Source organism: Tsuneonella litorea (genome assembly GCF_025154015.1).
In the GTDB taxonomy this organism is placed as follows: Bacteria; Pseudomonadota; Alphaproteobacteria; order Sphingomonadales; family Sphingomonadaceae; genus Tsuneonella; species Tsuneonella litorea.
Genome location: NZ_JAOAMV010000003.1, coordinates 20,828 through 33,097, shown reverse-complemented (window position 1 = coordinate 33,097; position 12,270 = coordinate 20,828). Strand labels below are relative to the sequence as shown.

12 protein-coding genes are annotated in these 12,270 nt (G+C 66.4%); 8 read left to right on the top strand and 4 right to left on the bottom strand.

Annotation, left to right across the window (positions count from 1 at the left end):
- Positions 1-18: 18 nt before the first annotated feature.
- On the bottom strand, positions 19-672 hold the full coding sequence (locus tag N0B51_RS06640; protein WP_259961528.1) for a carbonic anhydrase: 654 nt from the start codon (positions 670-672) through the stop codon (positions 19-21).
- A gap of 60 nt (positions 673-732) precedes the next feature.
- Here N0B51_RS06640 and lipA point away from each other — a divergent pair, with 60 nt between their 5' ends.
- Both lipA and N0B51_RS06630 read left to right on the top strand, forming a co-directional pair.
- Complete coding sequence (lipA, locus tag N0B51_RS06635; protein ID WP_259961527.1) at positions 733-1,671, top strand: lipoyl synthase; 939 nt, start codon at positions 733-735, stop codon at positions 1,669-1,671.
- On the top strand, positions 1,671-2,132 hold the full coding sequence (locus N0B51_RS06630; protein ID WP_259961526.1) for a type II toxin-antitoxin system RatA family toxin: 462 nt from the start codon (positions 1,671-1,673) through the stop codon (positions 2,130-2,132). The genes lipA and N0B51_RS06630 overlap by 1 nt, the downstream gene beginning before the upstream one ends.
- Here the strand turns inward: N0B51_RS06630 and N0B51_RS06625 are convergent.
- The 3 genes from N0B51_RS06625 to N0B51_RS06615 are packed head-to-tail and all read right to left on the bottom strand — an operon-like array spanning position 2,093 to position 4,268.
- Complete coding sequence (locus N0B51_RS06625; RefSeq protein WP_259961525.1) at positions 2,093-2,590, bottom strand: CinA family protein; 498 nt, start codon at positions 2,588-2,590, stop codon at positions 2,093-2,095. The two genes, N0B51_RS06630 and N0B51_RS06625, sit on opposite strands and share 40 nt — an antisense overlap.
- Positions 2,587-3,126 (bottom strand): hypothetical protein, encoded by a 540-nt coding sequence (locus tag N0B51_RS06620; RefSeq protein WP_259961524.1) that lies wholly within the window; start codon positions 3,124-3,126, stop codon positions 2,587-2,589. The genes N0B51_RS06625 and N0B51_RS06620 overlap by 4 nt, the downstream gene beginning before the upstream one ends.
- 8 nt (positions 3,127-3,134) lie before the next feature.
- Positions 3,135-4,268 carry a bifunctional 2-C-methyl-D-erythritol 4-phosphate cytidylyltransferase/2-C-methyl-D-erythritol 2,4-cyclodiphosphate synthase gene (locus N0B51_RS06615; RefSeq protein WP_259961523.1) on the bottom strand — a complete coding sequence of 378 codons (1,134 nt, stop codon included), beginning with the start codon at positions 4,266-4,268 and terminating at the stop codon, positions 3,135-3,137.
- A gap of 102 nt (positions 4,269-4,370) precedes the next feature.
- Between N0B51_RS06615 and dusB the strand changes: the two genes are divergently transcribed.
- The 6 genes from dusB to hfq all read left to right on the top strand — a co-directional run bounded on the left by dusB (position 4,371) and on the right by hfq (position 12,225).
- Positions 4,371-5,360 carry a tRNA dihydrouridine synthase DusB gene (dusB, locus tag N0B51_RS06610; protein WP_375545935.1) on the top strand — a complete coding sequence of 330 codons (990 nt, stop codon included), beginning with the start codon at positions 4,371-4,373 and terminating at the stop codon, positions 5,358-5,360.
- Positions 5,357-6,421, top strand: coding sequence for a two-component system sensor histidine kinase NtrB (locus N0B51_RS06605; RefSeq protein WP_259961521.1), 1,065 nt, complete (start codon positions 5,357-5,359; stop codon positions 6,419-6,421). The genes dusB and N0B51_RS06605 overlap by 4 nt, the downstream gene beginning before the upstream one ends.
- Positions 6,422-6,423: 2 nt before the next feature.
- Positions 6,424-7,839, top strand: a complete 1,416-nt coding sequence (locus N0B51_RS06600) for a sigma 54-interacting transcriptional regulator (protein WP_259961520.1) — start codon at positions 6,424-6,426, stop codon at positions 7,837-7,839.
- A gap of 58 nt (positions 7,840-7,897) precedes the next feature.
- A complete protein-coding gene (locus N0B51_RS06595) occupies positions 7,898-10,129 on the top strand; it encodes a sensor histidine kinase (protein WP_259961519.1) in 2,232 nt (743 codons plus the stop codon).
- Between the two features lie 16 nt (positions 10,130-10,145).
- Positions 10,146-11,522: a nitrogen assimilation response regulator NtrX gene (ntrX, locus tag N0B51_RS06590; RefSeq protein WP_259961518.1), complete on the top strand. Its 1,377-nt coding sequence runs from the start codon at positions 10,146-10,148 to the stop codon at positions 11,520-11,522.
- Between the two features lie 148 nt (positions 11,523-11,670).
- Positions 11,671-12,225 (top strand): RNA chaperone Hfq, encoded by a 555-nt coding sequence (gene hfq / locus N0B51_RS06585; RefSeq protein WP_259961517.1) that lies wholly within the window; start codon positions 11,671-11,673, stop codon positions 12,223-12,225.
- Positions 12,226-12,270 lie beyond the last annotated feature (45 nt).

The window sequence follows — 12,270 nt, the reverse complement described above, 5'->3', positions numbered from 1 at the left end:
ATGGGCCGCGCACCCGCATTAGGCAACAGGCGCGAATTTGCCGCTGTCTTCGTCGAGCAAGTGGAGCACTCCGTCCGAAATGGCGAAGAAAGCGCCGCGCAGGCGCAACTTGCCACGCGATTCGAGCTCGGCGACGCAGGGGAATGTGCGCAGGTTTGCGAGGCTGACCTTCACCGCGGCGAGTTCCATGGCGCGTGCGGCTTCGCGTCCTTCGGTTCCGTGCTGCGCCACCACATGCTCGCGCGCGTTGTCGAGCAGGGCGATCCAGTCGGCGATGAAGCCGCCCTGGCCCGGCTCGGTCCCCCGCATTGACTGGGTGAGTGCGGCGTTGCAGCCGCCGCACAGGCCGTGGCCCATCACGACAATCTCGCGCACCTTCAGGAACTGGACAGCGAACTCGAGTGCCGCCGAGACACCGTGGTGACCCGGCGTCGTCTCAAACGGCGGAACCATCGCGGCAACATTGCGGACAACGAAGATCTCGCCCGGATCGACGTCGAAAATCTGAGCCGGATCGACCCGGCTGTCGGAGCAGGCGATTACCATCACCCGCGGCTCCTGTCCTTCGCGCAGGGCCGCCCAGCGTTCGCGGCGCGGAGTCCACCCGCTTTCGCGGAAGCGGCGATAGCCTTCGATGAGGGCGGCGAGTTCGAGCGACGGGGTCGTATTCATGCAACAGCCGATGCCGCACGGCATTGCCTCTGGCAAGGCCCCACACTAAGTGCCCCCGATATGAACGACCTCGCGTCCGCTCCGAAGCCGGCCAACGAACCCGGTCGCCAGCGCAAGCCCGACTGGATTCGCGTCAAGGCGCCCGTCAGCAAGGGCTATCACGAGACCCGCCAGTTGATGCGCGACCTCTCGCTCAACACCGTCTGCGAAGAGGCGGCGTGCCCCAACATCGGCGAGTGCTGGACCAAGAAGCACGCGACCGTGATGATCCTGGGCGATGTCTGCACCCGCGCCTGCGCCTTCTGCAACGTGAAGACCGGTATGCCGCGGATCGTCGACCCGCTCGAGCCCGAGCACGTCGCGACCGCAGCCGCGAAGCTGGGCCTCGAGCACATCGTGGTCACCAGCGTCGACCGCGACGACCTGCCCGACGGCGGTGCCTCGCAGTTCGTCAAGGTGATCGAGGCCCTCAGGCGGGAAACCCCGGGCACCACGATCGAGATCCTGACACCGGACTTCCGCAACAAGATGCGCCCCGCGGTCGAGTCGATCTGCGAAGCTGGTCCTGACGTCTACAACCACAACCTCGAAACCGTGCCGCGGCTCTATCCGACGATCCGTCCCGGCGCGCGGTATTACGCCTCGCTGCGACTGCTCGAGGAAGTGAAGGCACACGACCCGCTGATTTTCACGAAGTCGGGCATCATGCTCGGCCTCGGCGAGCAGCGGCTCGAGGTGCACCAGGTGATGGACGACATGCGCAGCGCCGATGTCGATTTCATGACCATGGGACAGTACCTGCAGCCCACCCCGCGCCACGCGAAGGTCGAGGAGTTCGTCACGCCCAAGGCCTTTGCGGTATATGGCGCGATCGCGCGGGCGAAGGGATTTCTCCAGGTCGCCTCGAGCCCGCTGACCCGGTCGAGCTATCATGCGGGCGACGATTTCGCCCAGATGCGGGCCGCGCGCGAGGAAAAGCTGGCGCGGCAGCGACGCTGATGCCGGGCATTCACGAGGTTCACGTCCTGCCGTACTCGGCAGAGCAGATGTTCGACCTGGTCGCCGATGTCGGCCGGTACCAGGAGTTCCTGCCCTGGGTCGTCGCAACCCGCGTGAAGTCAAACAGCGAGACGGAGATGGTCGCCGACCTTCTCGTCGGGTTCAAGCAGCTGCGGGAAAAGTTCACCTCGCGCGTGATCAAGCACCGGCCGGACCGGATCGAGGTTCACTACCTCGACGGGCCGATGAAGGACCTCGACAACCGTTGGCTGTTCCGGGCGCTGGCGGACGGCGGGTGCGAGGTCGACTTCTGCGTGGATTTCACCTTCCGCAACGCCGTGTTCGAGGCGCTTGCCGGCCAGTATTTCGACCGCGCTTTCCGCAAGATGGTCGCCGCGTTCGAGCAGCGCGCCCACCAGCTTTACGGCAACAGCAGCTCCAGCGCGGCGAGCGTCGCCTGACGGCGGATTTCCGACCGGTCCTTTCCGTCGAACTGCTTCATTTCGCCTTCGGGTTCGCCGTCGCCCTCGCGGCAGGCGCGCGCGAAAACGACCGTTCCCACCGGCTTCAAGGGCGTGCCGCCATCCGGACCGGCAACGCCGCTGATCGCGACCGCTATGTCGGCCGAAGAATGCTTGAGCGTGCCTTGGGCCATCGCCCAGACGCATGCGATTGAGACCGCGCCGAAGGTTTCGATCAGTTCGCTCGAAACCTCGAGTTCCTGCTGCTTCGCATCGTTCGAATACGTCACGAACCCGCGATCGAGTACCGCCGAAGATCCGGGGATCTCGGTCAGTGCCGCGGCGACGAGGCCTCCGGTGCAGCTCTCGGCGAGCGCCACCTTGCGGCCGATCTTCGCATTTTCCTCGACCACGCGCCGGGCGAGGTCGACGATTTCCGCTGGCAACAGATCGCTCATGAGCTGGCCGGGCAGATCGCCGGGCTTCTCGGCTTGGCAACCGCCATGACGAACGCGATCATCGCCCCGCTGTCGCGCGGGTTCATCACCGAAACCAGCTGCATCCCGCGCTCGACGTTGCGGCACTGGTCGGGGCTGACGGACTCTCCGATCTTCTGGGCTATCATTCCGTCGACCAATGGACGGACGGATTCGTCGGGCAGCGCGGCGACCATCGCGAGGGTGTCGGCATTCCGGTCCTTGACCGATCCCGAAACGAACTTGAGTATCGCCGATTTCGCGACCGGCCAGGTTTCGCCTTGCAAGGCGGCATACTTCGCGGCGAACGCGTCCCCGCGCGTGGCCAGGAAAGCGGTCGGGGCGAGCTTTCCGGCGCACTTTCCGCGAACCCCATCGACCAGCGAGGGGACTGCATAGATCGCCATCTGCGCGACCTCGCGCTCGGTCAGGCACGCGGCTGCCGACTGCGCCTGGACCTGCGCAGGGACAAGCGATGCCAACGCTGCGGCGGCGATCAGGGTAGGGGTGCGTTTCACGAAAAACCTCACGAGTTGCGGATCACAGTGGCCACGGCCTGCGCGGCGATCCCTTCGCCGCGTCCGGTGAAGCCGAGCGCCTCGGTGGTAGTGGCCTTCACATTTACAGCGGCTGCATCGATCCCGGCAAGTGCGGCGATGCGATCCCGCATGGCGTCGCGGTGAGGGCCGATCTTCGGCGCCTCGCAGACCAGCGTGACGTCGATGTTGCCCACGCGGTATCCGGCCTCTTCGACGAGGCGCACCGCGTGCTCGATAAAGCGCGATGACGCCGCGCCCTTCCATTGCGGATCGCTCGGCGGAAAGTGCTGCCCGATGTCGCCTGCGCCGACCGCGCCGAGCAGCGCGTCCACCACTGCGTGAAGGCCCACGTCGGCATCCGAGTGACCGGCAAGCCCGAAGGCGTGATCGATCTGCACGCCGCAGAGCCATAAGTCCGCGCCCGGCGCCAGGCGGTGAACGTCGAACCCCGTGCCGACCCGCAGGTATTGGGCTTCGGCCATGAAATCTCCCGCAAATGTCAGTTTCCTGAGCGCCTCGTCGCCTTGGACGAGCACGACGGAACCGCCCGCCGCGCGCAGCACCTGGGCGTCGTCGCCTGCACTCGGCTCGCCGGTCCATGCGCGATGGGCCGAGGCGATGTCTCCGAAGCGGAAGGCCTGCGGCGTCTGCACCCTGCGCAGCACCGCGCGGTCTGCCGCATCCGCCATGAGGCCGTCGTGCTCGATCGCAATGCTGTCGACCACGGGAAGCACCGGGATGGCGCCAGGGTGAGTCTCGAGCGCGACGAGCAATCGCCCGATGACGCTCTCAGGGAGAACGGGGCGGGCGGCGTCGTGGATGAGCACCCGCTGCGCTTCCTCGATCGCTTCGAGCGCGAGAGCGACCGACACCTGTCTTGTGGCTCCCCCGGTCACTAGCTGGACATCGAGTCCGCGCAGCACCTCTTCGGCCAACGGGCTGGCGCCATCGGGAATCGCCACGACCAACGGCTTCGCACCCGCTGCGAGCAGCGCCTCGACCGAATGGCGAACGACCGGCTTGCCGCGCCAATGGGCGAACTGCTTGGGTACTGGCTGCCCGGCCCGCAGGCCTTGCCCAGCGGCAACGACGATGGCGGCAAAGGAGGGGAGGGTGGTCATGACCTGCGCGCGCTACCGCCTTGCGCGCACCCCATCAATCCACTATGCGCTGCCCAAATTTTAGGCATCCAGCAGTTGAACTCGCTTCCTTCCCCGCCGCCAATGGCGCCGATCCGGGTCGGCCCGGTCACGATCGACACGCCCGTCGTGCTCGCGCCGATGACCGGCGTGACCGACATGCCTTTCCGCGCGCTCGTGCGGCGGTACGGATCGGGCCTCAACGTGACCGAGATGATCGCCAGCCAGGCGGCGATCCGCGAGACACGCCAGTCGATCCAGAAAGCCGCATGGGCGCCGATCGAGGATCCGGTCTCGATGCAGCTGGTCGGCTGCGACCCCGTATCGATGGGCGAGGCGGCCAAGCTTGCCGCCGATCGCGGAGCCGCGATCGTCGACATCAATTTCGGCTGCCCGGTGCGCAAGGTCGTCGGCCAGTACGCCGGGAGCGCGCTGATGCGCGAGGTACCGCTCGCGATCGAGCTGATGAAGGCCTGCGTGAAGGCGGTCGACGTGCCGGTGACCGTCAAGATGCGGATGGGCTGGGACCACGACAGCCTGAACGCACCGGAGCTTTCGCGCATCGCCGAGGACCTGGGCGTGCAGATGATCACGGTCCACGGACGGACCCGCAACCAGATGTACAAGGGCGAAGCCGACTGGGCGTTCGTCCGCAAGGTCAAGGATGCCGTGCGCATTCCGGTCATCGTCAATGGTGACATCTGCTCGATCCCCGATGCCGCGAAGGCGCTCGAGCAATCCGGCGCGGACGGTCTGATGATCGGGCGCGGGGCCTATGGCCGGCCGTGGCTACTTGGCCAGGTCATGCACTGGTGGAAGAGCGGCGAGGCGCTGGCCGACCCGGCGCTCGACGAGCAGCACGAAACGCTCGTCGAGCACTACCGCGCGATGCTCGATCACTATGGCGAGGACACGGGCGTGAAGATGGCCCGCAAGCACATTGGTTGGTACACCAAGGGCCTCCACGGCTCGGCCGAGTTCCGCAACAAGGTGAACTTCATCGACGACGCGGGCCAGGTGCTCGGGGAGATCGACCGGTTCTACGAGCCGCTGCGGCTGCGGATGGCTGCGTGAACGGAACGGGCGGGTCGCCCGGCGCGCGCGAGCAGCTGGCGGGCCTGGTCTTCGCGACCCTTCTGCTCGACCCGGACATGACCATCGTCGAGGCCAATCCGGCCAGCGAGGAAATGCTTGGCCGCAGCGCGCACCGAATGATCGGGCGGCCACTGTTCGAGGTCGTGCGGATCGACGATTCGCGCGTCACCGCCCATTCGCGCGAGGACGCGGCCCCGCTGGTCGCCCGCGGCGTCGCGATACGGGCGGGCGAGCGCGAGCGCCGGGTGAACCTGTCGATGTCGCCGCTCTCGTCGCACCCTGGATGGCGGGTGGTCACGCTGTCCGACGCTGGGCAGGAGGAAATGGGCGAGGAGGCCCGGGCCAGCCGCCTCAGTGCCCCGGCCGTGCTGGCGCACGAGATCAAGAACCCGCTCGCCGCGATCCGGGGAGCCGGACAGCTCATCGCTCGCAAGCTCGACGAACGGGACCGCCCCTTGGCCGACCTGATCGCCACCGAGGTCGCGCGGATCGCCTCGCTCATCGACCGGATGCAGCGCCTCGGCGCACGCGGAGCCGAACCGAATTTCCCGCTCAACCTCCACGAAGCGATCCGCCGGGCGATCGGCACGGTGCGGGGCGGCGGCCTTCGCGGGGTCGAGATCATCGAGGAATTCGATCCCTCGCTGCCCCCCGTGATGGGCAACGAGGAGGCGCTCGAGCAGGTCGTTATCAACCTGCTCGCCAATGCGCGGGATGCCTGTGCTGGAGAGGACGGTGCGCAGATCACCGTCAAGACCCGCTATGTCAGCGGGCTCATCTACAACGCGATCCGTCCCGGTCGCTCTGTCCGCCTGCCGATCGAGCTGACCGTCAGCGACAACGGACCGGGCATCGACCCTGAATTGTTCGACCACGTGTTCGAGCCTTTCGTGAGCAGCAAGAAGAGCGGGCAGGGCTTGGGTCTCGCACTGGTGCGCCGGCTGGTGCACGACATGGATGGCCGCATCGCCCACGAGCGCGACGCGAAGGCAGGGTGCACGCACTTCCGCATACATCTGCCGGTGGCGAAACAGGGATAGAGATGACCAATCGCATTCTCCTCGTCGAAGACGACCCCGGCATCGCGACGGTGATCGTCACCGCGCTCGAGGATGAAGGCTTTGCGGTCGACACGGTCGACGGAATCGCCGCGCGCGACGTGCGCCTGGCGGGCGAACCCTATGCCGTCATGCTGACGGACGTAATGCTATCCGACGGCGACGGCCTGGCGACGCTGCCCGCGTTGCGCGACAGGCATCCCGCCATGCCGGTCATCGTGCTGTCGGCGCAGAATACGCTCGACACCGCGGTCCGCGCGAGCGACCTTGCCGCGTTCGAATATTTTCCCAAGCCCTTCGATCTCGACGAACTGGTGCGCGCGGTCCGCCAGGCGGCGGGACAGCGGGCCGAACCGGGCGATGTGCCGATCGACGAAAGCGGAGAGGGATTGCCGCTCGTCGGGCGCAGCCGGGCGATGCAGGGCGTCTACCGCATGATCACGCGCGTCCTGCGCAACGACCTGACGGTGCTGATCCTGGGCGAATCGGGGACTGGCAAGGAACTGGTCGCCGAGGCTATCCACCAGCTCGGTCACCGCAAGTCGGGACCGTTCGTCGCCGTAAACGCCGCGGCGATCCCGCACGACCTGATCGAGAGCGAGCTGTTCGGGCACGAAAAGGGCGCATTCACCGGCGCGATCGCGCAGGCGATCGGCAAGTTCGAGCAGGCCAACGGAGGCACGCTGTTCCTCGATGAGATCGGCGACATGCCGCTCGAGGCGCAGACCCGCCTGCTGCGCGCGCTGCAATCGGGCCGCATCCGCCGGGTGGGGGGGCGGCAGGAGATTGTGGTCGACGTGCGAATCGTCGCGGCGACCAATCGGGATCTCGTCCCGATGATCGCCGCGGGGACCTTTCGCGAGGACCTGTTCTACCGACTCAACGTCGTCCCGATCGAACTGCCGCCGCTGCGCGAGCGGCGCGACGATATCGCCGCCCTGGCGCGCCACTTCCTCGGCCAGGCGGTGGGTGAGGGACTTCCGCGCCGGCGCATCGAACCGGACGCCATCGCGGCGCTCGAACGCTTCGCCTGGCGTGGCAACGTCCGCGAACTGCGCAACGCGATTTACCGGCTTGCCCTGATCGCACGCGAGGAGGCGATCGACGCGGCGACGGTCGAAGCCGTGCTGGGCACGCCGGAATCGGTGGCAGGGGACGGTCGCGCGCAGGGTTTTGCAGGCGCGCTCGAGGCATGGCTTCGCGTGGCGCCGATGCGCGAAGGCCAGCTCTACCACGATGCGCTTGCGCAGTTCGAGCGGCCGCTGCTGATCCATGCGCTGGTGGAAACCGGCGGCAACCAGCTTCGCGCCGCGCGCCTTCTCGGCATCAATCGCAACACGCTTCGCAAGCGGCTCACCGATCTCGATATCGATCCTGACGGCTGCCTTCGGCGGGATTGAAACGGTTTGCCTAAAATCACTTGCATTTCTGCAACAGTGGCGTTGTAACTCAGCAACGATGGCTGCTTCCGAACAGGGACCGACCGACGTCGCCTACCGTCGCAGCCCGCGCTGGTGGCGACGCTTCGTCGTCGCCAGCCGCAAGGCCAACTTCTACCTCATCCTCGAGGTGGTCGCCGCGATCGCCTTCGGCGCGATGGTCTGGACGACCTGGTACACGTTCACGAGCGCGCCGCCCGATGGCCAGTTGCTGCCTTCGCGCAAGGTAGCCGGTCTGCTGATCGCCACGCTGCTTCCGGCAATGGCCTTGCTGGTGCTGCTGGGGCGGCGGCTCGCGCTGCGCCGGGCGGCGGGAACGACCGCGCGGATGCACGTGCGCCTGGTGTTCTTCTTCTCGCTGATCGCCGCGGTACCCACGCTGCTTGTGGCAGCGTTCGCCGCGTTTCTGTTCCAGTCGGGCGTCGACTTCTGGTTCTCGGACAATTCGCGCGGCCTGATGCAGAACGCGAACAACCTGGCGCGGGGCTACTACGAGCAGAACCAGGTCCAGGTGGCCAACCAGACAGTCGCGATGGCGAGCGACATGCAGTACTACCTGCAGTCCTTCAAGCTGACCGATCCTGACCTCGCCGACATCTATTTCCTGCAGGTGAAGCAGCGCGAGATCAACGAATCCGCCATTCTCCAACGCGTGCCGGACGGTTCGATGCGCATCGCCGCGGTGTTCGATCTCAACGAAGGGAACCAGCCGACGGTGTTCGCCCAGGCGGCCGCCAACCGCCTTGCGACCGGCGAGCCGGTGGTGGTCAGCGGAAACCCCATGCGGATCGAGGCGCTGGCGCCGATCGACCCGAAGGCGGGAATCTATCTTTACAACGCGCGTAATACCGAATCGCTCGGCTTCAGCCAGTGGTCCACGGCGCAATCCGTGGTCGGCGCGTACGACGTGCTGACGAAGCGCGCCCGGGCCTTGCAGCTGCGCTTCAACCTGGCGCTGTTCTTCGTCAGCCTGGCGCTGGTGGGACTAGCGGTGTGGTTCGCGCTGCGGTTCGCCGATCGGCAGGTGGAGCCCCTGACCGAACTGGTCGGTGCAGCGCGCAAGATCGGCGCGGGCGACTTCGTGCGGGTCGAGGGGCGCACCGGCTCGGACGAGATCGGGATGCTCAACCGCGCGTTCAACCGGATGGCGGGCCAGATCGAGCAGCAGACCGCCGCGCTACTCGGCGCGAACCGCCAGCTTGACGAGCGGCGGGCGTTCATCGAGGCGGTTGTCGAATCGATATCGGCCGGCATCGTCACACTGGATCGCGATGGACGGGTGCTGCTGATGAACAGCTCCGCACAGGAACTCCTGCTCGGTGAAAAAGGCCCTGTCCCCGCCGCGGTCCAGTTGTCGGAAGTCGCGCCCCAACTGGCGAACCTGGCCGATGCGCGCCTCGCCAGCGGGATCGTCAACTGGTCGAAGGGCGGCGAATTGCTGACCCTCGCGGTGAAAGTCGCCGATGCCCCCGATGGACGGGTGATCACGTTCGAGGACATCACCCGCCAGATCCTGGACCAGCGCCAGGCAGCCTGGTCCGACGTGGCCCGCCGGATCGCACACGAGATCAAGAACCCGCTCACCCCGATCCAGCTTGCCACCGAGCGTTTGAAGCGCCGCTATCGCAAGCAGATCGCGAGCGACGGCGAACTGTTCGACGAGCTGACCGACACGATCGTCCGCCAGGTCGGCGACCTCAGGAAGATGGTCGACGAGTTCTCCAGCTTCGCGCGCCTGCCAAAACCGGTGTTCCGGCCAGAGGATGCTCTCGACCTCGTCAAGCAGGCGCTGTTCCTGCAGGAGGTCGCGCATCCAGAAATCGATTTCGCATTCTCGACCGACGCAGAGGCGCCGGTGACGATTGCTGCCGATCGTCACCAGGTCGGCCAGGCGATGACCAACGTGCTCAAGAATGCAGCCGAGGCGATCGAGGCACGCGCGCGCAACGCCGAACCCGATTATCGCGGGCGGATCGCCGTGACGATGAACGCCACGTCCGACTTCGTCACGGTCAGCGTCGAGGACAACGGTGTCGGGCTGCCGCAGGACCGCGAACGCATCGTCGAACCGTACGTGACCACGCGCGAGAAGGGGACCGGTCTGGGGCTCGCGATCGTGAACAAGATCGTCGAGGAACACGGGGGCGACATGACGTTCGCCGGGGCTTCGAACGGGGGGGGAGGGACACGCGTGACATTGCGGTTCGCGCGCGATCCACTCACCCAGGGCGGAACCGTGGCGGCCGAATGAAACGGATGGAGGTCTGATGGCTCTCGACATTCTCATCGTCGACGACGAACGCGATATCCGCGAACTCGTCGCCGGCGTTCTGTCCGACGAAGGCTACGAATGCCGCACGGCCGGCGACAGCACCTCTGCGCTGTCCGCGGTCGACGAGCGGCGGCCGAGCCTCGTCCTGCTCGACGTCTGGCTCCACGGCAGCCCGATGGACGGGCTGGAGGTGCTCGACGAGATCAAGAAGCGCGAGCCCGAGCTGCCGGTGATCATCTTCTCGGGCCACGGCAACATCGATACCGCGGTCAGCGCGGTGAGCCGGGGGGCGATGGACTTCATCGAGAAGCCCTTCGAGGCCGAAAAGCTGCTCCTGCTCGTCCAGCGGGCGACCGAGACAGAGCGATTGCGGCGCGAGAACACCCGGCTGCGCGAGGGCTTTGCCAGGGGTGAGGAGTTCACCGGCAACTCGGTGGCCATCAATGCCGTGCGCGCCACGCTGAAGCGGGTCGCCAACACCGGCAGCCGGGTCCTCATCAGCGGTCCCGCGGGTGCAGGCAAGGAAGTCGCCGCCCGTCTGCTCCACGCCTGGAGTCCGCGGGCCGAGAACGCGTTCGTCATCGTCAACTCGGCGCGCATCACGCCGGAGCGGTTCGAGCAGGAACTCTTCGGCGAGGAAGCCGACGGCAGCCTCGTTCGCCCGGGCCTGCTCGAGATGGCGGACGGCGGGACGCTCTATCTCGACGAGGTGGCCGATATGCCGCTTTCGACCCAGGCGCGGATCCTGCGCGTGCTGACCGAGCAGAGCTTCGTGCGGGTGGGGGGCAACCGGCAGGTCGGTGTCGACGTGCGGGTGGTCTCCTCGACCTCGCGCGATCTGGCGCGGGAGATGGAGGAAAAGCGTTTCCGCGAAGACCTGTTCTACCGGCTCAACGTGGTGCCGGTGACGATCCCGTCGCTTGCCGAGCGGCGCGACGACATCCCGGCGCTCGCCGAGCATTTCTTCACCCGCTATGCGGCCGAGCAGGGAATACCTGCCCCGACGGTGAGCCAGGAGGCGATCGCGGCGCTCCAGGCCTACGACTGGCCCGGCAACGTTCGCCAGATGCGCAACGTCGTGGAGCGCACGATCATCCTTACCCCGCGCGACAAGCTCGACACGATCGAGGCCGATATGCTGCCTGGGGAAGTGACCGGCAGCCGCATCGGCGGGGGCGGGGCGGTATCGTCGCTGATGGGCGTTCCACTGCGCGAAGCGCGCGAGAGCTTCGAGCGCGAATACCTGACCATCCAGATCCGCCGGTTTTCGGGCAATATCTCGAAAACCGCCAACTTCATCGGCATGGAACGGTCTGCACTCCACCGGAAACTCAAGCTGCTGGGGATGGGCGAGCGCCGCGACGAGGATTGAACCGCGACATGGCGGAACGCAGTTGCAGCAAAAGCATTTGCGAATTGAGGCGGGCTCGCCATATTCGGCAGCGATTCCGGCGTTCCCCTTAGGGACGCGCCAGATTGCGGACCGCAGAAGCGGCCGCCAACAACAGGAGACGTTGCAAGTGTCCACATCCCGCACGCTGTCCGCGCGCCCGAAACCCCCGAGCGAGGAAAACGAATCGTCTGGCCCGCCCTCGAGCGGCAAGCAGCAGAGCTTGCAGGACGCGTTTCTCAACCTGCTGCGCAAGAACAAGGTTCCCGTCACCATGTTCCTGGTGAAGGGGGTAAAACTGCAGGGCATCGTGACCTGGTTCGACAACTTCTCGATCCTGCTCCGGCGGGACGGGCAGTCGCAGCTGGTCTACAAGCACGCCGTATCCACGATCATGCCGTCGAACCCGGTCGACGCGGCGCAGTTCACGAGCCAGGGTTCGAACGCGCGGCAGCGCCTGCTGCAGGACGTATTCCTCAGCCGCGTGCGCGAGGCGGGTGTCCAGGTGACGATGTTCCTCGTCAACGGCGTGATGCTTCAGGGCAAGATCGCCGCTTATGACCTGTTCTGCATGCTGCTCGAACGCGAAGGTTACGTGCAGCTTGCCTACAAGCATGCTGTGTCGACGATCCAGCCGGCAAGCCCGGTGGACCTGTCCGACGAGTTCGAAGGCGACGGCGACTGAGTTTCGACGAAAACCTGCTTGGCGAAGTCTCCCGCGGGGCGCGGG